This window comes from Dyadobacter sp. 3J3, assembly GCF_009801115.1.
Taxonomy (GTDB): Bacteria; Bacteroidota; Bacteroidia; order Cytophagales; family Spirosomataceae; genus Dyadobacter.
The window spans coordinates 444923-468670 of the sequence record NZ_VTOL01000001.1 but is presented as its reverse complement, the minus strand read 5'-3'; the positions used below and the strand labels follow the sequence as shown (position 1 = coordinate 468670).

The following is a 23748-nucleotide window of genomic DNA, read 5'->3' as shown; positions in this document are numbered from 1 at the left end:
CTATTTCAATAAGCTTGATTCTTTATAATTCTAGTTTTCAGAATTTAATTTCAAAATTGCTTTGTCGATATGGTAACGACCTGTTCCTTCTTCGCCGATCACATCAAAAAGTTCGATCGCGCGACGAGCGTTGTCTTCTTCTTCAATTTGTTCGTTTACAAACCACTGCATGAAAGTTTCGGTTGCGTAATCTTCTTCACGACGTGTTTGTGTTACAATGCGGTTGATTGATTGTGTAACAGCGATTTCGCTTTGAAGAGCAGCTTCGAATACACTTCTGAATGAAGCAAATTCTTGTTTAACAGCTGGAACCTCAGGAGAAACCGCAGTTCCTCCAACGGTCATGATATAGTTGAAAATTTTCAACATATGTCCGCGTTCTTCATCGGATTGTTTAAGGAAATAGGCAGCGCTGTTTCTGTAACCGTTACGGTCGCACCATGAAGCCATAGCCAAATACTTGGCTGATGCTTCTGCTTCCATTTTAACCTGATTATTTAATAATATTTCTATCTCTTCTTTTAAAGAAGTGCGGGCTCTAAGTAGATCTCTCATGGTATTCGTGTTTATCTTTTGAAGTAATAAGCACAAATATCAATGGAAAGTTCGTCATAACAAGACGAACGTATAAATTTGGAATTGGTCTAATATGAAGGCGGTCAGCTATTTAGACTAATTCTTGTTCTACGTAAAGAATGGTGTGAAGAAGTGAATTTAGTTCAATCGCAAAATGAGTTCCGTTAACAAGTTCTCTTAACTGGATCAGTTCACAAAGGGTAAGTTTCTGATTGATATTAAGTTGAGGAGCTTCAACAAATTCGAAATCAGATTCGTCAGACAGGTCAAATAATCTGCTTTTTATATCAATGTTGTTAACCAGACGACGAAAATTCAAAAAATCCTGAATGCGAAACGAGATATTCATTTCACCAAACTGCATTACAATTCTCGAACTTTTATCACACTGAAAGCTAAAACCTTTGGAGGTACTGAACAATTCATTCGGGTTATTCACTGCAACTGACATTTATATGACCTTGAAATCTGATACAAAGATAAATCGTAAGTTTTAGCATTGCAAGTATTATTTAAAACCAATCTAATTATATGGAGTGTTTAATTGAATTTTAATTATAAAAAAACGTCGTCCACCTTTTCAAGCAAACGACGTTTTCAAACGAAGTGGATATATAAATCTTCTAAATCACTAACCTAGTCAGCTTATTCCAGGAAAGCTAAAAGCTAATTGCTAAACGCCAACAGCCAACAGCTCTATTTCTCCCCAGCCTTCGCCCAGTTATCACGAAGTGTAACGGTGCGATTGAAAACAGGCTTTTCGGTCGTTCCATCTGGGTCAGCCGCGAAATAACCTTTTCTTAAAAACTGGAATGATTCGCCTGGTTTAGCTTCTGCTAAAGACGGTTCGGCATATCCGGTAATGATATGTAATGATTCCGGATTCATGTAATCTTTGAAATCACCTTCTTCGGAACCAACATTTTCAACAGAAAACAAACGGTCGTACAAACGAACTTCAACCGGAACGCCATGTTTTGCGGAAACCCAGTGCAAAGTTCCTTTTACGTTGATGCCCGTAGTATCTTGTCCGCTTTTGCTGTTTTCAACATACGTACAATGAACTTCGGTAACTTCTCCGTTTTCATCTTTCACAAGAGAATCAGCCTGAATGATATAAGCTCCTTTCAAACGGACCATTTTCCCTGGTGCCAACCGGAAATATTTTTTGGACGGAACTTCCATGAAATCTTCACGTTCGATGAAAATCTCTTTTGTAAAAAGAATTTCACGCATACCAGTCGCGATATCTTCCGGATTATTTTCAGTGATACAGGTTTCAGAAAGATCTTCCGGGAAATTGGTGATGACCAGTTTCAAAGGATCAAGAACCACCATTCTGCGAAGCGAAGTTTTATTCAAATCTTCACGCACACAAAATTCCAGCAAACCTACATCGATCATATTTTCACGACGCGCTACACCGATCCGATCACAAAATTCACGAATACTTGCAGGCGTGTATCCTCTTCTGCGCAAACCGCTGATGGTTGGCATCCGCGGATCGTCCCAGCCATTTACATGACCATCCTGAACCAGTTGCAACAATTTTCTTTTGCTCGTAACCGTATAATTCAGGTTACGGCGTGCAAATTCGTATTGATGCGACGGATATATTTCCAGTTTTGCAATGAGCCAGTCGTACAACTCACGGTGAGGAATAAATTCCATCGTACACAAGGAGTGCGTTATATTTTCAATCGAATCACTTTGTCCGTGAGCAAAATCGTACATCGGATAAATGCACCATTTATTACCCGTACGATGGTGATGCGCATGTTTGATACGGTACAAAATAGGATCACGCATCAGCATATTCTGGTGTGCCATATCAATTTTCGCACGAAGTGTATGACTTCCATCAGGAAAATCACCGTTTTTCATCTGTTCAAAAAGAGCCAGATTTTCTTCAATTGTACGGTCACGGAATGGACTATCTTTTCCAGGTTCTGTCGGCGTCCCTTTCAATGTCGCAATTTCCTCGGAAGTGGAATCGTCAACATAGGCAAGGTTCATTTGGATAAGCCTGACAGCATAATCGTATAAAGTATCGAAATAGTCAGAAGCGTAAAGTTCGTTCTGCCATTCAAAACCCATCCAGCGAATATCATTTTTAATACTTTCAACGTATTCCGTGTCTTCCGTTGTTGGATTTGTATCGTCAAAACGCAGGTTCGTATAACCCGGGAATTTCTTTGTCAATCCAAAATTCAGACAAATACTTGAAGCATGCCCGATATGAAGATACCCGTTTGGTTCCGGAGGAAAACGGGTCACAATTTCCTTGTACTTACCTGCTTGCAGGTCCGCCTCAATGATCTCTTCAATAAAATTCAGGCTCTTTTCTTCTTTTTTCTCTTCCGTAATCATACAGTACTGGAAATATATTTCAATTGTCAAAGTTAATGTTCTTCACGTCAACCTCGAAATAATTTGTGTTCTTTGCGCGAAATCTGTATTTAATTCAGCATTCTGTTGCCAAATTTATATTACCAAATCAGTTTTAAAATATCCTGAATCTTTATTAACACGAAAAAGTACAAATCAGTGCATAATAGTGGCCATTACCAGACAGCTTTTTACCTCGGCTTTCGGCAATCAGCCATCGGTGAGTCGGTTGGGCTGAAATTTGGCTAAGGCTTTAATCTGATTGCCGAAAGCTGAAAGCCGATTGCCAGAAGAATGGTTGATAAAGATTATTCCTTTACTTTCAATCCCAAAAAGGTAAACTCACTACTTTCTCTTACTTTTGCGCTATGCGCTATTTTATTGAATTCAGCTATAAAGGGACAAATTACAGTGGTTGGCAGAAGCAAAACAATGCCATTTCTGTGCAGCAAAAACTGGATGAAGCACTTACGCTTATTCTCAGGGAAACGATTGAAAGTGTCGGCAGCAGCCGGACCGATACCGGTGTTCATGCGGAACAGCAATATGCGCATTTTGATATAAATCAGCCTGTCAAGGATTGTGATTCACTAACTTATCGTCTCAACAGTCTATTGCCTTTCGATATTGCAATCCATCGTGTTTTTCATGTTGAAGAAACGGCACATTCCCGTTTTGATGCAACACACCGGCGTTATGAGTATAGAATTATCAAAAGAAAAAATCCTTTTCTGATCAACGAATCGCATATTTTCCATAAACCGCTGGATATACAGCGCATGAATGAGGCAGCTGAATTGCTTTTGAAATACAAAAATTTTGAAAGTTTTAGCAAGATTCACACAAGCGTAAATAACTTTCTTTGCGATATCTCAGAAGCCCGATGGTTTGAGAAAGATGGCATTTTAATATTCAGTATAAAGTCGAATCGTTTCCTTCGCGGAATGGTACGCGCTTTGGTCGGAACGCTTTTGGAAGTTGGGATTGGAAAAAAAACGATTGCTGATTTTGAAAAAATCATTCAGGTTCAGGATAGGAGCAAAGCAGGAGCGCAGGCACCTGCGGAAGGTTTATTTTTGGTGGAAGTCGGATACCCCGAATAAGATAGGATCACTTTATTTTTTCCAAAAGTTTTTCCACCTGCCAATCTCCAAATCCATAAATTCCTTCTCTTCTACCAAATTCCTGAAAGATTGTCTTAAAATCTGTCGTTTCTTTTTCCTTCATAATCTGTTTCAAAACACTTTCGGGCCGATTGTCTTTCCGTTCAAGTTGTGCCTGAATAACTTGGCTTAGAAATGGAAAATTTTCTGATTTGATCAATGCCAGTTCCGCAAATTTTTCACGATTATCAGTTTTGTAAGCATCCCAAAGATTAGCCAGCAGACTTAAATCGGCTAATGAAAGTTCCTGTTTGTGCAAATAAGCTTCCGCCAAAGTATGACGATCCATCGGCCCAAATCCACGCCAGTCCGGTTGCTGATCGATTAACGGAGGTTTGATTACAAACACTTTAATAGCATGAGCAACGGGCATCAAGAGTGAAACACAAAACCAGAAATTAACCTGACAAAATAAATCGTCTTCAAACCAAAAATTTACTTCGGAGTCCGCAGCAATTGCTTTTATTTTATCAAATTCCGTGACGACTTCCCCAAAATAAACTTCTTTTTCTTCACCATATGTTTCCTGAATAAAACCTGCACGTGTTTTCCAGAATTTTTCTGGCGTTGTACCGTCGATGGGCCCGTCAACGAGACATTCTCTTGCAATAATGATTTCGCCGGTTAGCAATTCGGAAGGAAAATTATCCAGTAATGCATCGCCATTAAGAATATGAAAGGTTTTATTTTTTACTGAAATCATGGTTTTATTTTGAATAAACAACTTTAAACGCTTTCGGAGATTTTCCCCGAAGGCGTTTAAAGTTAAGTCTTATATCGTACGTTTCGTAGTCTCGTTATTTACCAGTCTGAAAATCCCCAGCGGATTCGCATTTTTTAATTCAACCGGGAGTAAGGATTCATCCCAATCCTGAAAGGATTGCGGACGCACAAAACGAAGAATCGAATGACGGCCAACAGAGGTAAATCGTGCATCAATTGCCGAAGGAAATGGTCCGCCGTGATGCATGGAAGGACAAACTTCTACGCCCGTCGGAACGCCATTCATAATGAAACGCCCACAAATTTTAGAAAGACTTTGCAGTAATTCAGGATAACGGGTAGCTTCATCGGCATCCGCCATTAGGGAAGCAGTCAACTGACCTTTCAAATGTGAAATAGCTGCGAGCAATTCAGCTTTATCCTTACAAACAACGAGTAAAGAAAATGGCCCGAAAACTTCCTCATGAATTTTAGGATTAGCAATAAAATCGGCACCGCTCACTTTCGCTACCGAAGCCTGCGACTGATTTTGCTGATCTTCTGTCAGATCAGAATAAGCCAGTTCTGTAACACCTTCCTGCTGTACAAGTTCGTCTCTTAATTTATAAAAATTGGAACGGATACCTGCGGTGAGCATCGTCGCAGAAACTGTTTTTAAAATCTCGTTTTTATAAGATTCTTCAAATAAATTAAGCGAACCGGATTCAATAACAAATACCAATCCGGGATTTGTACAAAATTGTCCGGCGCCTAATGTGACCGAACCAGCCATTGTTTTGGCAAGTTGTGGAGAATTCTTTTCCATATATTCCGGCAGGATAACAACCGGATTCACACTTCCCATTTCCGCAAAAACAGAAATTGGTTCTTCACGTTCCTGAGCCAATTTATGCAGTGCCATTCCGCCTTTGATCGAACCTGTAAAACCAACAGCTTTACTGGCCGGATGTTTAACCAACGCAGCACCTACTTCAAAACCATCATCATACAACATGGAGAAAACGCCATCAGGCATTCCTGTTCTTTTCGCCGCTTTCACGATTGCCTGCGCCGTAAGATCACTAACACCGGGATGCGCCGCATGTGCCTTAACCACAACCGGATTTCCCGCTGCCAGAGCAGGGCCGGTATCAACGCCCGCCACAGAATATGCAAAAGGAAAATTACTTGAACCAAAAACGATTACTGGCCCGATAGGGATAAGCATTTTACGCAGATCCGATTTTGGAACCGGTGTGCGGTCCGGAATTGCGGTGTCAATACTCGCTTCAACCCAGGAACCCTCGCGGATCAGGTCGGCAAATTGCGTGAGCTGGTTAATCGTACGTGCTCTTTCGCCCTGCAAACGTGCGATCGGTAATCCCGTTTCCAGACTTGCTCTTTCCAGTAACGGCTCACCGATAGCCATAATTTCTTCTGTGATAGCAATCAGGAAATCTGCTCTTTGTGAAGCTGGAATCAATGAATATTCATTAAAAGCTTTTTGGGCAAGTTCCATCGCTTGCGCTACTTCATCAGGTGTAGCGGTGTGGAATGTTTCGGGTAATTCTATATTTTGAGCCGGGACGTATGATTTAAAAGTATGCTCGTTTTGAGAGGAAAGTGAATAACCTATATAATTTTCTCCTTGAATTGTCATAGTTGAAATTATGGTTTTGATGTTGAGATTTGGCTAGACGAATATCTGTAAAAGAAAAAAATGCGTTGATATCCTTTACAGATCAACGCATTTTTGTATAAATTAAATTCCTTTTTTCGATTAAAGAAGACGTGCGATAATGTCATCAACCGATATTCCTTCGGCCTCTGCTTTAAAGTTTCGAATGATTCTGTGACGTAATACGGGAAGTGCAACAGCTTTCACATCTTCAATATCCGGAGAATATTTTCCGGAAAGTAAGGCGTTACATTTCGATGCCAGAATCAAAGCCTGCGAAGCCCGCGGGCCCGCGCCCCATTCCAGATAATCGCTTGTGTCTTTTATTGCCATAGCAGACGATGGTCTGGTTTTATGAACCAGTTTCACCGCATATTCAATCACATGATCCGTGACCGGAACGCGACGAACAAGATGCTGGAAATCCATAATTTCCTCTGCCGTGATTACTTCCTTAACCTGATATTTTGAATCGTTGGTCGTGTTTTTTACAATATTGACTTCTTCCGCATATGATGGATAATCAAGCTGGATCATAAACATAAACCGGTCTAACTGCGCTTCAGGAAGCGGGTATGTTCCTTCCTGCTCAATCGGGTTTTGCGTGGCTAGTACGAAAAATGGACGCGATAAAGCGTGTCTCTGTCCGGCGATCGTCACTGAATATTCCTGCATCGCTTCCAAAAGCGCTGATTGTGTTTTTGGAGGCGTACGGTTTATTTCATCTGCCAAAATGATATTTGAAAAAATCGGCCCCTGGATAAATTTGAAATTACGGTTCTGATCCAAAGTTTCAGATCCCAGAATATCCGAAGGCATTAAATCCGGTGTAAACTGAATCCTGTTAAATTTTAAATCCAGCGACGAAGCTATGGTTTGAATAAGCAGTGTTTTGGCCAATCCTGGTACGCCGACCAGCAAACAGTGTCCCTGACAAAAAATGGCTGTAAGCAACCTTTTAATAACTTCATCCTGCCCGACGATCACTTGTCCTATTTCACTACGGATTTTTTCGTAGGCCACTTTCATAGCCTCGGCTGCTTCAACGTCAGATTTGTAATTCACAGTGAGTCAATTTTCAATTTTTAGGAATCTTCAATTTCTTCAATCGGTACGCGCTCAAACTCAGGTATCGCTGCCGTTAGACAATCCGAGTATTTTACAATTTTTATATTCCGGTTCAACACTGATGAAAACATCACCCTGTGCTTTTTTGAACCATTCTTCCAACGCATGATTTCTTTTATTGCTCAATACGATCTGGGAAATTTTTTCGTAATCATCACGAAGGTTTGCAGTATGAGGTTCTGATCTGCTTTTGTACCAAAGAATACGCATCGCGCTTCTTCCGTCTTCTGTACGATAAGAAACCGGAACGCTCAAATCCCCAACTTTCATCGTATCAATAGCGAAATAAAGAGCCGGATCCATCGAAGCATCCAATGTCAATCGTCCAAGCTGCGTATTTCTGTCCTGGATAATTCCACCGGTTTCTGCGGTTTCTTTATCTTCCGAGTTGTTAAGTGCCGCTTTTGCAAATTTCAGTGTATCCGATTTGATAAGAATACGCAAACTGTCAAGTACACGAAGCGCACTGCTCATGTCCGTTCCTTTGTTATAATCCGGTCTCAACAGAATGTGACGTGCGTGATATTCTGCACCACGGGTTTCAACCAGTTTGATTAAGTGAAAACCAAATTGAGATTCAACGATATTTGACATTTCTCCCGGTTTCAAACCCAGAGCCGTTCCTTCAAATTCGGGAACCATCGCACCACGTTTTGCAAAACCTAAATCTCCACCATTTTTTGCAGATCCAACATCTTCGGAGTATATGGTAGCGAGCATGGCGAAATCTTCACCCTTTTCAGCACGCGCCCTTAGTTCAAGAAGCTGGTTTTTTAATTTATCTTTTTGTTCCCTTGTTACAGTTCCCAGGCGGACAATATGCCCGATTTCAACTTCTGACGGAATGTAAGGTAAGCTGTCTTTTGGAATTGCATTGAAAAATTTACGAACATCGCTCGGTGTGATCTTCACATTACCTGAAATGGTACGCTGCATTTTCTCAACAACTTTTTGCTCCTTTACCTGCGTACGAAGTTCGGTTTTTAAGTTCTCTACACTTTTTCCGTAAGCTTCAATCAGATTTTTTTCTGATCCGAAACGCTGGATCATGTAGTTCATTTTTCCGTCCAGTTCATTGTCAACATCCTTATCCTCAACCGTTACTGAGTCAATTTCGGCTTTTGCCAAAAGCATTTTGTTGATAATCAGAGATTCAAGGATCTGGCATTTTTCCGGAGCTTTCTGACCATTCTGTGCATAGCTGTTAAACATTTCTTCCAGCTCGGAATTGAGGATATAATGATTATCCACACGGGCAATAATTTTGTCAATCATAACACCCTGCTGTCCTTGTCCGTAACCAACCAGACTTAAACACAATGTGCAGATTGCAAAACATTGCATTACTATCAATCTATTTATTTTCATATAATTTTAAGTGTTCCTAAGTTGAAATAGTAGGGCTTATCGTATTCCGGTTATTGAAAAAATGACAGGCAACCGGTTTTTAAAATGCTAATTTACGTTTAACGCTTAATTTTTTCTAATTCTTGTTGATTCACTTTCACTGGAAATTTTTGCTGAAGCTTTTCAAGCCATTGTTTTTCCAGTACTTTTTGATATTCGTTGATCACGCTTCCGCGTGCTTCCGCGAAAGTTTTTACCCTTGCCGGCTCAATTTTTTGAATTTCAATCCAATAGGTTAAACCATTGGAAGTCAAAGTTTGTTCGCCCGTTTCCCATTTGGCCTGACTAAGTAAAGCATTATTCTTCTGGAAATATCCTTCCTGGATAATAACGGCATCGGGCGTCACAGAATTATAGACTTTCTCCACATCTTTTTTGGACTGACTATAAAACTGGAAACTTATTCTTCTATTACGCTCAATTTCGGCAGATTGACGAAAAGATCCGTAATCTTTTTCAAGGATCCTGACAATGGATATATTTTTTGAGCTTAAATATTGAACCGCTTTTCTTATTCTATCGGACGAAATTGTTTCAGCTTCGGTTGAAGAACGGTATCCGGCAATTTCAACAACATAATCCGGATTTTTTTGCAGTATGATATACACATCATAAAGTTTATCTATCTGATCCTGAGTTAAATCACTGGAACTTTCCTTGAAAATCAATTCATTTGCTTTCCGTTCCAGTAAATAGGGACTTTTTGCAATTGCTTTTTTTACTGCATGAAGTGTCGCAGTATCAGGAGCGGTTACAATCGTTCCAAAAGCACGTTCCGGATAACGGAAATGATCCGTGTTTTTTTGATAGTAAGCCTGCTGCCCGGCAGAATCTGTGAGTGAACGCTGCAAAACATTTTCTTCCGTTAACTGATCAAGCAAAACACCCTGACGAATTTCGGTGATCTGACTTTTAAATTCGGGATACGTTTCTTCCAGATGTTCTTTTTCATAAGCAAAAAGACGATCTGTTAAATAGTCAGTATAATAATGTTTGAAAATAACTTCGGGAGATGAGCCTTTTGGTCGCGGTTTCTGCTGTGTTTTGATATAATTCAAAAAAGAAAGCGCTTCGTAGGGTCTTTTTTCAATCGTGAATAAGGTATTGGAAACCCAGTCTGTTGACACAGCTTTCATGTAATCCCATGTACCTGAAATCAGTGTACTATCAATGAGTGTATTAAACAGAGCATATTTATCAGTAAATTCTTGAATGGCATATTTTGAGCGAAGCCGTTGTGCCGTAGCCTGATCCAATATTTTCCCTCTTGAATCGGTTACTACTTTTTGTCTTAAATTTGGTGCCAAAACGCTATACGGTTCCAGATTTCTCTTTTCGATGAGCTTGATGATATGCCAGCCATATGAGGATAAAACAGGAGCGGCATAGGAATTCGGTTTTGTTAGTGCGAATGAAGTTTGCTCCACCTCTGGTACCATTTGGCCTATACCAAAAGGCGGCAGTAACCCATGGTTTTTGCTGGATTGTTTATCGTCAGAATAAGCTTCTGCAACCGCATCCCATTCCTGGCCAGCCTGCAAGTTTTTATAAGCTTCGTCAATCTTGTTTTTGGCTGCTGATTTTTGGACCTCAGTGGCTTTTTTATCCACTTTTATCATAATGTGAGCAATTCTCACAGTTCCACGACTGGCCCTGCGATCATTCACTTTGATGACGTGATAACCCGTTTTACTTCTTACCGGCTGTGATATTTTTCCAACAGGCAAAGTATAAGCCGATGTTTCAAAAGGATAAACGGTTTGGAAAACTGTAAAATAGCCAAGATCACCCTTGTTATGAACAGCCGATGGATCCTTGGAAAATTTTACTGCCATATCTCCAAAATCAGACCCTTCTTCAAGTCTTCCGCGTAAAGCAACTGCCGCATTATAAGCATCCAATGTATCTTTCGGTGATGCATCTTCCGCAACTGCGATCAAAATATGAGAAGCTTTCACTTCCTGCTTCATTCGCGCATAAGCCTCGGTAGAAAGTTTTTCGACAAGGGCTTTATCAACTAAAAAGTTTTTGGCCAACTGATCATAATATGAGTTTATTTCTTCCTTATAATCACTCGTGGTATCCAGTCCTTCGTTCTGTGCCGCGAGCATTTTAATTTTCTGATCTCTGTAAACCGGCAAATATTCCTCTGGTGTTAATTCTTTTACGGAATCGGAAGCGAATTTATTTTTAGTATATGAGTCTAAGAAATCAGTTGCAGTAAACTTTTCATTTCCAATTTGTATGAGCGCAGGGGTTTCAGAAACTACTTGGGTTTTAGGAGCTGAGGTTTTACAGGAACTACATATAACTGCTGTTAGCAGAGAAATTAATATTGGGTATTTAAACATACATGTACACAATTCGTAAATCAGAGACTATTCATCTCCACATAAATTTTAATCTAACTTTTATACGGTCTAATTATTGTATTTTCCCAAAGTTATGTTCTTTCACACGAGTATAAAAATATTAGGCCCTCTAACATGCATTTGAGGTGTGGAATTTATCTGGTCCCACATCAAAAGAGAGTGTAAATCTGCTACAACTTATAAGTTCGGGAAAGTATGAAATTACGTGTATTTTTTATCTTTTATGAAAATTAATCTAATCTATATGGTTTAAAGGATAATATCGATTTTTATAATCATTTTGTCACCGTTGGGCATAGAATTTGTACATGTGAAACAATACCTTCACAAGTTTTGGCAACTGCTATGGAAGATTCCAAATTACAAGAATTCGTTCTGAAAATAAGCTCTTTATGGAACGAACAAAAGATCAGGGAAGTCCTGTATCTTGAAGCCTTGAAGAAAGATAGTATGGGGCCAATGCGGAAAATGCTTACGCAAGGACATTTTAGCGCCTTACTGTTTCAAAAGGAAATTCACTGGATTTATGACTATTTCAAGTGTTTTCTTACGGACAAAGATTTGATAAATAGTGCAGAGGTTAACTTTGATACCATTTCGGTGTTGCACAATCTTGAAGAAAAGGAAGAAGTTGCGGGGTATTTAAAAAAAACGGAAGGCAAAATTTTGCAGTCTTACAGATCCCTTTATAAATATCTGGATAGAGATTTGGAAACCAGAAGGGTCGTCGATGAGCACCTGGACAGGATTTCTGAATTTTATGAAATCCTGTCCAAGCAGGAAATTATTATAATTAAAGACTTAAAACGCCCAATTGTAGCCTGATCAATTTTCGCTCGAAAGGAATTTATAAACAATTCCTGCCAATGCTGCGCCAACCACCGGTGCTACTATAAATAACCAAAGTTGTTCTGTTGCCCATCCGCCCACAAATAGTGCCTGACTGATACTTCTTGCCGGATTGACCGAAGTGTTGGTAACCGGAATACTGATCAGGTGAATCAATGTTAACGCCAAACCAATTGCAAGACCTGCAAATCCACCCGATGCTTTTTTATCGGTTGCTCCAAGGATAATAATAAGGAACATAAAAGTCATAACGATTTCGGTTACAAGCGCTGCCTCCATGCTGTATTTGCCGGGAGAATGTTCGCCGTAGCCATTGGCTGCAAAATCTCCGATGGTACTTCCGTTACCTGTTATGATGAATGACAAAACGGCTGCGGCTACCAGTCCTCCAAGAATTTGTGCTGCGATGTAAGGCAATAAATCTTTACCGGAAAATCTGCCTCCAATCCAGAGGCCAACAGAAACGGCCGGATTAAGATGCGCTCCTGAAATGTGTCCAAGTGAATAAGCAATGGTCAGTACCGTCAATCCAAAAGCAAAGGAAACGCCAAGTAAACCAATGCCGACGTGTGGAAACGCTGCTGCCAGGGCCGCACTTCCGCAACCGCCTAAAACCAACCAAAATGTCCCGATGAATTCTGCTGCGTACTTTTTCATGTGTGTATAATGTTATTTTAAAAGTGTGATTATTGTTTTCTGAACAATAGACGCAATTAGGCTTTTCAGGTCACAGTTACTGAAAAGCAAAAAGCCCTGAAATGTAAATCGAGTTTACATTTCAGGGCTTTTCCTGCGAAAAAACCGGAATACTATACTTCGTAGAGTTCTATCGGCAGATCGTCTGGATCAGCGAAAAAAGTAAATTTTTTGCCCGTGAATTCATCAATCCGCATTGGCTCAGGATGCACATCTTTTTTTACAAGTTCTTCAATCGCTTCTTCAATGTTTTCAACCTGAAAAGCGAGATGGCGCAGACCAGTGGCTTCTGGTCGCGAAGGTCGTTTTGGAGGTTCCGGAAACGAAAATAATTCGATACAGTATTGACCATTTAAAGACAAATCAAGTTTGAAAGATTGTCTTTCAACGCGGTTGACTTCCCGGTCAATCTTAAAACCCAAAACATCAGTATAAAAGCTTTTCGACTTTTCGTAGTCGGAAGCGATAATTGCAATATGATGTATTCCTTTCAGTTGCAGCATTTGATAAGTATTATGATTTAGATCAAAGGTAACAATGTTCATTTTTTATATATATCATATCAATAATCATAATTAATGGCCTAATATGCTCGGTAAAGAAAGATACATCCATCCTGATTTTGGCACTATCATCATAGCATACATTCTTCGGGGTAAAATTCGGATAGACTACTATTTTGAACTATTCGACAATTAGTTTCAAAATATAAAATCCGCCGGTCCGATTTTATTCGGCCGGCGGATTGCAAAACACTGTGTTGAGTAAAGTTAAATCTTAATAAATAATTTCTTCTTGTACATCCAGTATAAAATCCAGAATTCAACCAATAGAATAATTGCACCACTTACCAGCGAACGATAAGGTAACCCAAATATCAGATCGTAATTAGGGCTGATATTGATACGGAATGACTGGTCGATAAAATCGTTGAGTGTATGAGCAAAAATGTATGCGGCAATGGAATTGGTCCCGATAACGATCAGGGGCAAAAACCACGATTTATTCTCTTTGATATCAACAATAAAATAAAACCCGGCTAAGAGAAGAAAACACCAGCCACCGCTGAATAATGTCCATGCCGGTGTCCAGATGCGTTTTACAATCGGATTAATTCCGGTAAGATTTAAAGTAATACCAATCACAAAAAGTATAGCGGCTGTGATCACAAAACGTTTAACAAGCCAGGATGATGATTCAGTATTTTTAAGCCATTTTCCTGCTATTAATCCGAGCGTCATCGTTCCCAGTGTAGGAATAAAACTAAGCGTACTATATCCGCCTCCGTTAAAATGGAATGGACTTTCTCTCGGGAAAATATTCATAAACCACCGGTCGAATGCCCAGGCTGCATTTGTGTTTTTATTCCAGTGTGCAGCAAAACCAGTTAAATTATGTTCCCAGTCTGCGGTATTACCAGTTTCAGCCCAGTCGAAATATGGGCCTGGTAATGGATAAACCGCGAAAAATATTCCGTAACCCAAAAGTATAAATGCCAGAGCTGCCCATTGCACACGCTCTGATCGAAAGCCCAAAGCAAAGAGAATGGGATAGCCCAGTCCGATTTGTGTCAACGTATCTTCAAAAGTAAAATTAGTTTGTTCCCGGTGCATGGAACGTAGAAAAATCCCGAGCAAAATCAATATCAGTGATCGTCTGAATGTGTGAAACCACATCATACCAGTGGATTGCTGTTTGCTGGCTCTGCTGGCCATGGAATAGGGAAGTGCTACGCCTACCAAAAAGGAAAACGATGGTTGAATTAAATCATGTAATGAACATCCTACCCAGGAAACGTGACTTTGCTGATAATGGAGAAATGCCCAGAAAGCGCTGCCGGGTAAGGCCTCCGAAACTTTGTTGAAACTTAAAACTTCGCCCATCATGAGCAGCATAACAAAGCCGCGATACGCATCAACGGACGAAACGCGCTGAGGAATGGCTGGTAAGGAAAAATCTTTCAATGTAAAGTGGGTTAGGATTTACAGTACATGTTTTCACCTTTTGGGATGATCTTACTATTGTACTACAAGTTTTTGGAAAAAAAAGGCTATTGGTTACAAAAGCAAAACCCCTGCCGGATTTACCCGGCAGGGGTTTTGCAATCAGTTCAATACTAAAAACAATGATATTGTTTACAGATTCATCTTTTTAAGCTCCTTCACTGCATGGTCGGCAGCACGTGCTGTCATGGCCATGTACGTAAGTGACGGGTTAACGCAAGATGAAGAAGTCATAAACGCTCCATCGGTCATGTATACGTTTTCTGCACCCCAAACCTGATTGTTTTTGTTCAAAACAGAAGTTTTAGGATCATTTCCCATACGTGCAGTACCCATTTCGTGGATACCAATTCCCGGATGTTTTGATTCGTCATTATATTTTGATACGTTTTTCAAACCAGCTGCTTCCAACATTTCGGCAGCATCGTTCATCATATCCACACGCATTTTCTTTTCATTGTCGCCGTAAGCTGCATCGAAAATGACAACTGGAAGTCCCCATTTATCTTTTTCTGTTGTTGAAAGCGTGAAACGGTTTTTCTCGTCAGCAAGCATTTCGCCAAATCCACCAAGGTTCATGCTCCATCCGCCAGGTTGCGACATTTCTTTTTTGAAATCCGCACCGAAACCATCCATTCCGGCTCCACGTCCCCAGCTGTCACGGCTGGCACCGCCCTGATAGCCAAATCCTCTCAGATAATCACGTTTGTCATTACCCCAGTTACGGTAGCGAGGAACATAAACACCATTCGCACGACGTCCGAAATAATATTTGTCTTCATATCCTTCCATATCTCCACGGGCACCCACAGCAAGGTGGTGATCCATGATGTTACGGCCAACCTGATCGCTTTCATTACCAAAGCCGTTCGGGAATCTTTTTGATTTTGAGTTCAAAAGAATCGAAGCGGAGGCAATAGCAGATGCGTTAAGGAAAATTATTTTCGCGAAATATTCCTTGGTTTCCATTGTATTCTGGTTGATCGTACGAACGCCGGTTGCTTTGCCCAGCTTGTCGTCATAAATCACCTCTGTTACAATCGTATCAGGAATCAAAGTAAGATTTCCAGTTTTTGTAGCAGCAGGAAGTGTTGCAGCCTGTGTACTGAAATAGGCACCATATGGACAGCCACGCATACACATATTACGGAACTGACACGCAGCACGGCCCAGTTCTGTGTGAATTGCTTGCGGCTGAGTTAAATGTGCAGCACGTCCCATGATCACGTGACGGCCTGCAAATTTCTTTTCAATTTCTCCTTTTACTGTTTTTTCAACACAGTTCATTTGCATCGGAGGAAGATAATTGCCGTCTGGCAATACATCCAAACCATCTTTTGCACCACTAATACCAGCGAATTTTTCTACGTAATCATACCACGGAGCGATTTCGTTATAACGAACCGGCCAGTCGATTGCAATACCATCTTTTGCATTCGCTTCAAAATCAGCCGGATTTAAACGGTAGCTCTGACGGCCCCACAAAAGTGAGCGACCTCCTACGTGGTAGGCACGGATCCAGTCAAATCCTCTTGTTTCTTTGTACGGATTTTCTTTATCGTTTTCGAAAAGATATCTGTGCTCTTCGTTCGCCGTATATCCTGTACGCATACCAGCCCAGTATTCTTCTTTGGCAACCGTTGTTACACGTCCGCGGTGTTCAAGTTCCCAGGGAGCAAGCGTAGCAGTTTTGTAATCGGTAATATGTTTGATATCACGCCCGCGTTCGAGCATAACCACTTTCAATCCTTTTTCAGTTAACTCTTTAGCAGCCCATCCTCCGCTTATACCAGAACCAACGACGATTGCATCGTACGTTACTTCCTTTTGACCTTTCAGGTTTAAATTCATAGTGAAATGATATTATAACTTAATGATAACCAGTTTCTTTTGAGCTTCAAATTCTTCAAGCCCTGAAATTAAAAACTACATTGCCCAGGCTTTCTGACCAGGTTTCAAATCGATACAACCGTCGTAGCGGCCCGGTACCGGAACATAATCCAAAGCCAGCGTAGCACCAGGTTCAGAGGTGAAATATCCCAAAAGTGTAAGTTCTTTAATCAGTTTGAAGAAAGGAACACCCTGATCGTCAGTATATTCTTTACCAGCTTCTGTGAATTTCTTACGTTCTTCTGTCGCTTTTTCAGAATCTGTTTTGGCAGAAGCTTCCAGTTCTTTTAAAATCTTAGTCTGATCTGCCGGAGATGCTTTCAGGAAATCTTTCTTTTCAAGTTCTTTCAAACCCTTCGCAAAACTGTCCTGATCTTTTCCTGCATAACATTCTTTGATCATCTTCTCGATGAACTCGCCAACTTTGGCATCCTTCGCACCAGGAGTATCCGTTTTAGGAATAATGATTTCAGCAACTTCGGAAACTAAATTTTTTTGATCCGCCGAGAATGGAAAAGTAAGCGCAGTCGACGTTTCAGTCGACGATTTGCAGCCCTCCAGAAAAGCCAGCATGGTCGGGGCGGAAAGCGTACCACCCATCAATAGTGCCACACGGGCAATTGCGTCACGTCTTTTCATTTTATATACTTAATAAGGTTAACAATCCAAAGTGTAATTATACATTCGATTAATGCAATTAAAAACAACCCGGCTAATTTATGAAATATTCTCTATTATTGTCTGGTTAGAACAATTCTATATAAGGAGAATTGTTTTTAACTATTTGATAATTAATAGAATAACTGGATTTTCAAAAATCGTGTACTAAATGATTTTTTTTTAGAAGAAGGTCTTGATCGCTTAATTTTTAACAGACCTGTTAACGATTTACAAAACAAGTAAATTGCATCCCCGGATATCAGAATTATCAAATCGGCCCATGACATAAAAAGTGCCAGCTTCGGCGCCAAATCGTCCCAGATCCTGAGTTTCAATAAATGAGCAGCTGTCCAGGTTGGCAAGATCGATAATATTGATTCCTCCGGTTTTGGAGCCGGTCAAATTATGGTCGTAAATAGAGAAAGGATCATTTACATCACGCAATAGAATGCGCATGGTAGTACCGGATTGAAATAAACCATCGCCTTGGGAATAACTTTGCGAAAGTAATTCAGTCATACCATATTCGGAATGGATTTTTGGAACACCAAAACTGCCGGTCAGGATATCGTGCACTTCCTCGCGCAGCAATTCCTGGCGTCGGCCTTTCATGCCGCCGGTATCCATTACTTTCAGATTTGGCATATTTTTTAGGAAAGAAAAGTCAATATCGCTTTCGGCCAGATCCAAAAGTGCAAAGGTTACCCCCATCAATAAAATGCCGCGACCGTCCGGATTTTGAGCAAGATTTTTGAGCTGTTCAATCATTTCTCCGGTGTTGTGAAGATAAAAATTAGACAGCGGAGAATCAGCCTGATCAATAAAATGCTGCATCATATACACCAGAGACGAGTTGTTTCGTTCAAGGTATGAAGGTAGCAGAACTAGCATATGGAAGTCGTCCAGATGCCCGTAATTTTGCTGAAAGATGCGTGTAGAGACGGATTTGTAGAGAGGAGCGTCATATAAAGCATGACGGCTGGTGGCAGCACCGGTAGTGCCGCTACTTTCAAAAATAACCGTTTGTTCCGGCGGATTTCCGGTTTTAATTAAATGATGTTTAAAGAATTGAATCGGAAGGAATGGAATTTCCGTAAGTCTGCTAACCTGATCCGTTTTGATGTGCAGATGTGAAATATATTCTTTGTAAACCGGATTATTTTCAGCCTGATATTGAAATATGCGAAGCGCAAGTGATTCGAAATCAGCCTGATCCAAATCAATAATTTGCCGGCGAAGTTCGTCACGCATTTCCAGGGAAGATTTATTGCTTTGAAGTTCCAATCGTAGTACTTTCGTAAAATAGAAAAACAAAGTTAGAAGTTACAAGCCAGAAGTTAGCGGCTTGCTTTTGAAAATAAATAGAATTACTGAAACAACCGGATTTTGCGTTAACTCTGACTTATCAACTGAAATTATAAACCTGATCTATGAAATTTAAAATCTTACTTTTTTTTATATCAGCTATTGCACTTGCAAGCTGTGTTGATATTCCTGATTTTGACGATACACCGAAGATTTTTTATAACAGCATTGATACCCAGACTGAATTGGATACGAACGGTAAAAAAATTCAGGAAAATATTACCGTAACGGTCGACTTCGAAGACGGCGATGGAGATTTGGGTGCCTCGGATTCTGAAATTGCTGATTCTGTAAAATATAGGGAGTGGGGGAATTATGAGCTTGTTACATCAACTTTGACAAATGGAAAATGGGTGGATCAAATTCTGGCTATTGATAAATACAAATGGTTTCCGGATTTGAAGCCAGATGGGAAATCAGGACCTATAAAAGGTAAACTGGATCTGCATACATCAGCCAAATATTTCAACAGTTCCGTACCCATTACCATAAAATACAAAGTAAGGATCCGAGACCGTGCGTTACGTGTTAGTAACCAGATTGTTACAGATAGTATTTCTGTTCCCGGATTTCAATAAAACGGAAAAAATAATAATTGAAAAGAGGCGAATATCATATTTGATATTCGCCTCTTTTTTTTGTAACTTTTGGGTTAATTATTATAACTAATCTCGATTTGGCTAATTCTATCAAATACAAAACTGCGTTATATGAAAATCCGGATTTTATTATTTTGTGTATTCGCTTTGGCACTTTCAGGCTGCGATCCTACTCCCGATTTTAATACTGTACCAAGCATTTCTTACAACAGTATCGGCTCAGCAACAGAACTGGATTCTAATGGAAAAAAGATTCGGGAAAACGTGACGATATCAATAGATTTTGAAGACGGCGACGGCAATCTGGGCGCGACGGAAAGTGAAATAAATGACTATGTAAATTTTCGCCCGCCTTATGGCAATTGGGGGAATTATGAGCTGATTACCGCCCGATTCGAAAATAACAAATGGGTGGAAAGAATTATGACAACCGATTCAATCAAATTTTTCCCGCTATTGAAGGTTGATGGGAAAATAGGCCCTATTAAAGGAAAACTCGATTTGCATACCACAGCCTATTACACACCGAATACGAAACCGGTTTTATTCAAATTTAAAGTTAGGATTCGTGATCGTTCTTTGCATGTGAGCAATCAGGTTGTTACGGATAGTTTGTATTTGCCTTATTATCAGTGAGTTTTTTGTGCTAAGATTGAGATTTTCCGTGGTTTTTGTCTTCTGTCCCGTGGTCTGTGTCCTCACAGACCACCTGAATAATAAGTTATTTCGGTGTTTTACTGGTTAAAAATTAAAAATGATCGAGGTGCTTTGGGCTATGCATAGCCTTTTAACGAAGGGTCTGTGAGGACACATACCATGGAATAACGAAGGGTCTGTGAGGACACAGACCATGGAATAGTATCAACTGTTCAACCCATAACTTTTACAAACAAATACAGCACATAACAAAACACCCTCTCCCAAAAATAAGGAAAGGGTGTAAATACTCATTCTACTTTTGCATGCGTACTATTTTGTCTTTGTATAACCGTTTTATTTTAAAACAGGGAATTAAAAAAAACCGAAAGTGTAGCTACCCCAGTAACTTTGCCAGTCGGCCTCTGTACTGTTTGCGTGCGCGGTCATATGGACTGTACTGATCATCCATTTGCCGGTTCTACTAATCGGGAATGTTACTTCGCCGGCAGCGTTACTTCTTAATTTTTGGTGTGTGGCTTTTCCATTTTGTACATGCCAGGCTAATACCAACCCGTTTTTAACAGGTTTTTGCAGGAACATAATTTTGAAGGTGACCGGTGTATTTTCCGTTACGGCATAAGGGTTGGTCTTAGGAATAATCTCTAATTTCATCCCGGTATTTATAGCGAAAGTCTGGTCGTTTTTACCCCCAACCTGAACCAGTGTTTTTACACAGCGTTGATATAGTTCTCTGCCTGGTTTTAAAGTATCGCCCTTTTGCAGGCGCAATTTCAAGATTTCATCCAGTCCCTCCGAACGCAGATAGTCATTAAACTTGCCACTTTCCAGTCCGATAAACTTGCTGGTATTGTTGAATGCAATCAGATGATTTCCTGGTTTGGTAAAAATAATATCGAAGGAGCTCAGGCTATCGCCTTTGACAGTCGCACGGATGTCAGTTGACGTATTGCCGCTGTAATGATCCAGTTTCAGGATTTTGTATTTAAGTCCATTGGAGTCTTCTCCCTGATAGTCCTCGCCAACCATCAGATTGATCAACACCTTTTCATTTTCTTTGAGTATAAATTTCATGGGCTCCATCCAGAACTCATGCGCATAGCCAAGTGTGGCGAGAAGCATCAAACTGACAACTACGATTGTTTTTCTGTTTTTTAACATGGTGTTGGGAATTAAGCTGTTTTATGAAATTTAAAAGATAAGGTAGGTAACGCCTAACCGAAAATTGATCGGGTTTCCAAGTGAGGCAACTGTGACCCTTGACAAGCCTCCATTGTAGTAATGGGCATTGGTCAAATTGTACAAATTGAGCTGCACGTTAAATTTGCCCGTTTCGTAGTTGGCCATGGCATCCAAAACGGTAGATGCCGGTATCACAAAATTCTGTGTTGCCAGGTTTCCTACCTGATCGCTGGTGTAACGACCACCGAGGCCAATACCTAAACCTTTTAGATTGCCCTGTGTTAAATTATATTTCAGCATTACGTTTCCGATGTGTTTTGGTGCATTAACGTAACGGAAACCTTCTTTGCCAATGGAGCTCGTTGAGGTCAAGGTATGGTCGTTGTAGGCGTAGCCGGTCAGAATATTCAGCTTTTTGATATTTCCCTGGACGGTAACTTCAATTCCGCGGCTACGCGTACCCTTTACTACCGTTTGCTGATTAGGATTTGTCATCGTAGGATCTGGTGCGAGTATATTTTTATAATCTATATTATATACAGCAACCATCGTCGACAGGTTTTTCTTAAAGAAATCGCCCTTGTAGCCCAGTTCAAACTGCTCCGAAGTCCTTGGTGGAAATGGACCGCCCGCTCCGCCATTGTTGGATAGCTGCGGCGCAAAGGATTTGTTATAACTACCGTAAAAAGAAATATTGGAAAACGGAAGATAAACCAGCCCAATTCGCGGTACCCAAGCCTTTGCAACAGATTCATCACCCTGCAAATCGTCCCGCTCAGATAAGGGTGTTTGTTTTAAATGGTAATGATCGTAACGGAGAGAAAGAAGCGCTTTGAATTTCTCGCCAAAGCTGATTTGATCCTGTAAATAACCACCAATCAAGTCTGTGGATTGTTTGTTATCGTCATAATAATCAACTGCCGGATTAACTGGAGGCACATCATTACTATAATTCGGATTAAGTATAGAAATCCGGGTCGTGGGTGAGCTCCGGTAATCATTTTTGTACCAGCCAAATCGATTGAAGTCAAAACCTCCGAGGAAGCTATGCCTGATTTTTCCAGTATTCACCTTATAATTGGCAAATGCAGTGGTCTGGGAATTAAACTGGTCGTAGTCCCAATAAGAGTAACTTCGGCTGATGGAATCATTGCGGATTGCGCCGGACACAAAATGATCTGCGAAATTAAATTTATTCCGAACATACCGCTGCACAAGTGAAAATGTCAAATCGTCGCTCACCCGATGATGCAGTGTTAAAGTTGCAGAGCTGTTTTTTGTTTTTCCAAAATCGGAAGGACTTTGAACCGTCAGATTTTTAGCATAATGGTCAAAATCAAATGTGCCGTCGCCATTATTTTTCACATACACACCCCGGTCGTATTGCTGCACACTTTTTTCATAAGCGTAATTTACTTCCAGGTTCAGGCTTGTATTGGAAGAGAATACGTAACTGAGCGACGGGGCAACGAAGATGTTTTTCACCTTCTGGTAGTCGCGAAAACTATTTGTACGATCGTAGCCAACAATAGCCCGGTATAATAATTTTTTGTTTTTGGTTAAAGCGCCGGTCGCATCGGCCGAGAACCTCGCGGCATTCCAGGTGCCGTAATCGGCAGCAAATTCAAAGCGATTTTCGACCTGTGGTTTTTTTGTAACGAAATTGATAATCCCACCAGGCATGCTTTCACTGAGAAGTACTGAGGCTGGTCCTCTGAGGATTTCAACATTTTCGATATTGTAGAGTAATGGCTGCTGGCTCCACAAATATAAGGTACCGCGTATGCCATTAAATGTTGTAAAGCTTGCGTCATTTGGATTATAGCCGGTGAAACCACGAAGGGCAAAGCCGCCCATCGAATTGTTTGCTTTTACACCCGTCATCAAAGGGGCAATGTCATTCAGTGTAAAAGCCTGACGGTCCTTGATAATCTGCTGCGAAATAACCTGAATAGATTGAGGCGTTTCAAGGATCGGAACATCTGTGCGGGTTGCCAGCATGGAATGGCTGGTTTGATATTTAGTGTTCCTACCAGTAATGGTTACTTCTTCCAGTAGTTTGTGATCCTGTGAAAGTTGCAGGTTGAGGGATGTTGTTTTACCGGAAAGTATTGTAAAATCCTGTTTTAGAGCTTCATAGCCGGTGCTGGAAACCAGTAAAGTGTATTTTCCGGAAGGAATGTTTTTTAATGAAAAGTATCCGTTTTCATTGGTATAGGTGCGGTATTGTGAACCTTGTATCCGGATATTAACTTCGGATAATGCCTCGTTTTGAAAAGAAATAATATGTCCCGTTAGACCGCCGGTCTGGGATTTGCATACCGTAGCGAAGCTAAATACGCAAAGTATCAGGAAAGTAAATTTGACCATTTATCGGTTTGGAACCTCTGTAAGTATGAAGGATTCATGGATACCCATTAGCCAGACTTTTGG

20 protein-coding genes are annotated in these 23748 nt (G+C 40.5%); 4 read left to right on the top strand and 16 right to left on the bottom strand.

Going from position 1 to position 23748, the window contains the following annotated elements; genetic code table 11:
- Positions 1-30: 30 nt before the first annotated feature.
- The 3 genes from FZF08_RS02030 to FZF08_RS02020 all read right to left on the bottom strand — a co-directional run bounded on the left by FZF08_RS02030 (position 31) and on the right by FZF08_RS02020 (position 2946).
- On the bottom strand, positions 31-555 hold the full coding sequence (locus FZF08_RS02030; protein WP_159466943.1) for a ferritin: 525 nt from the start codon (positions 553-555) through the stop codon (positions 31-33).
- 112 nt (positions 556-667) lie between these two features.
- The gene (locus tag FZF08_RS02025) at positions 668-1027 is read right to left on the bottom strand and encodes a hypothetical protein (RefSeq protein ID WP_159466942.1); all 360 of its coding nucleotides are present in this window, start codon (positions 1025-1027) and stop codon (positions 668-670) included.
- Between the two features lie 245 nt (positions 1028-1272).
- Positions 1273-2946, bottom strand: coding sequence for a glutamine--tRNA ligase/YqeY domain fusion protein (locus tag FZF08_RS02020; RefSeq protein WP_159466941.1), 1674 nt, complete (start codon positions 2944-2946; stop codon positions 1273-1275).
- A 386-nt stretch (positions 2947-3332) separates the two neighbouring features.
- On the opposite strand from FZF08_RS02020, the gene truA reads away from it, so the two are divergent.
- Complete coding sequence (truA, locus tag FZF08_RS02015) at positions 3333-4067, top strand: tRNA pseudouridine(38-40) synthase TruA (RefSeq protein ID WP_159466940.1); 735 nt, start codon at positions 3333-3335, stop codon at positions 4065-4067.
- 7 nt (positions 4068-4074) lie between these two features.
- On the opposite strand, the gene FZF08_RS02010 is transcribed toward truA, so the two are convergent.
- From FZF08_RS02010 to FZF08_RS01990, 5 genes are all read right to left on the bottom strand, one after another.
- Positions 4075-4830 (bottom strand): DUF1835 domain-containing protein, encoded by a 756-nt coding sequence (locus tag FZF08_RS02010; RefSeq protein WP_159466939.1) that lies wholly within the window; start codon positions 4828-4830, stop codon positions 4075-4077.
- Between the two features lie 69 nt (positions 4831-4899).
- Positions 4900-6489 (bottom strand): aldehyde dehydrogenase (NADP(+)), encoded by a 1590-nt coding sequence (locus tag FZF08_RS02005; RefSeq protein ID WP_159466938.1) that lies wholly within the window; start codon positions 6487-6489, stop codon positions 4900-4902.
- A gap of 120 nt (positions 6490-6609) precedes the next feature.
- Positions 6610-7572, bottom strand: a complete 963-nt coding sequence (locus FZF08_RS02000) for a MoxR family ATPase (protein WP_159466937.1) — start codon at positions 7570-7572, stop codon at positions 6610-6612.
- Positions 7573-7632: 60 nt separating this feature from the next.
- The gene (locus FZF08_RS01995) at positions 7633-8997 is read right to left on the bottom strand and encodes a peptidylprolyl isomerase (protein ID WP_409012637.1); all 1365 of its coding nucleotides are present in this window, start codon (positions 8995-8997) and stop codon (positions 7633-7635) included.
- 104 nt (positions 8998-9101) lie between these two features.
- Positions 9102-11393, bottom strand: a complete 2292-nt coding sequence (locus FZF08_RS01990; RefSeq protein ID WP_159466935.1) for a peptidylprolyl isomerase — start codon at positions 11391-11393, stop codon at positions 9102-9104.
- A gap of 366 nt (positions 11394-11759) precedes the next feature.
- On the opposite strand from FZF08_RS01990, the gene FZF08_RS01985 reads away from it, so the two are divergent.
- On the top strand, positions 11760-12239 hold the full coding sequence (locus tag FZF08_RS01985; protein WP_159466934.1) for a hypothetical protein: 480 nt from the start codon (positions 11760-11762) through the stop codon (positions 12237-12239).
- On the opposite strand, the gene aqpZ is transcribed toward FZF08_RS01985, so the two are convergent.
- The 6 genes from aqpZ to FZF08_RS01955 form a co-directional block, all read right to left on the bottom strand.
- A complete protein-coding gene (gene aqpZ, locus FZF08_RS01980; protein WP_159466933.1) occupies positions 12240-12920 on the bottom strand; it encodes an aquaporin Z in 681 nt (226 codons plus the stop codon).
- A 152-nt stretch (positions 12921-13072) separates the two neighbouring features.
- On the bottom strand, positions 13073-13462 hold the full coding sequence (locus FZF08_RS01975) for a VOC family protein (protein ID WP_159467307.1): 390 nt from the start codon (positions 13460-13462) through the stop codon (positions 13073-13075).
- Positions 13463-13729: 267 nt separating this feature from the next.
- The gene (locus FZF08_RS01970; RefSeq protein WP_310590581.1) at positions 13730-14923 is read right to left on the bottom strand and encodes a DUF5009 domain-containing protein; all 1194 of its coding nucleotides are present in this window, start codon (positions 14921-14923) and stop codon (positions 13730-13732) included.
- A 171-nt stretch (positions 14924-15094) separates the two neighbouring features.
- Positions 15095-16813 carry an FAD-dependent oxidoreductase gene (locus FZF08_RS01965; protein WP_159466932.1) on the bottom strand — a complete coding sequence of 573 codons (1719 nt, stop codon included), beginning with the start codon at positions 16811-16813 and terminating at the stop codon, positions 15095-15097.
- A gap of 75 nt (positions 16814-16888) precedes the next feature.
- Positions 16889-17491, bottom strand: a complete 603-nt coding sequence (locus FZF08_RS01960) for a gluconate 2-dehydrogenase subunit 3 family protein (RefSeq protein WP_159466931.1) — start codon at positions 17489-17491, stop codon at positions 16889-16891.
- 249 nt (positions 17492-17740) lie between these two features.
- Positions 17741-18796 (bottom strand): acyl transferase, encoded by a 1056-nt coding sequence (locus tag FZF08_RS01955; RefSeq protein ID WP_159466930.1) that lies wholly within the window; start codon positions 18794-18796, stop codon positions 17741-17743.
- Between the two features lie 146 nt (positions 18797-18942).
- On the opposite strand from FZF08_RS01955, the gene FZF08_RS01950 reads away from it, so the two are divergent.
- Together FZF08_RS01950 and FZF08_RS01945 are read left to right on the top strand one after the other, a co-directional pair.
- Positions 18943-19455, top strand: a complete 513-nt coding sequence (locus FZF08_RS01950) for a hypothetical protein (RefSeq protein ID WP_159466929.1) — start codon at positions 18943-18945, stop codon at positions 19453-19455.
- A 132-nt stretch (positions 19456-19587) separates the two neighbouring features.
- Positions 19588-20112, top strand: a complete 525-nt coding sequence (locus tag FZF08_RS01945; RefSeq protein WP_159466928.1) for a hypothetical protein — start codon at positions 19588-19590, stop codon at positions 20110-20112.
- A 375-nt stretch (positions 20113-20487) separates the two neighbouring features.
- Here FZF08_RS01945 and FZF08_RS01940 read toward each other — a convergent pair whose 3' ends face one another.
- Together FZF08_RS01940 and FZF08_RS01935 are read right to left on the bottom strand one after the other, a co-directional pair.
- Complete coding sequence (locus FZF08_RS01940) at positions 20488-21294, bottom strand: DUF4198 domain-containing protein (protein ID WP_159466927.1); 807 nt, start codon at positions 21292-21294, stop codon at positions 20488-20490.
- Positions 21295-21324: 30 nt separating this feature from the next.
- Positions 21325-23685 (bottom strand): TonB-dependent receptor, encoded by a 2361-nt coding sequence (locus FZF08_RS01935; RefSeq protein WP_159466926.1) that lies wholly within the window; start codon positions 23683-23685, stop codon positions 21325-21327.
- Between the last annotated feature and the right edge of the window lie 63 nt (positions 23686-23748).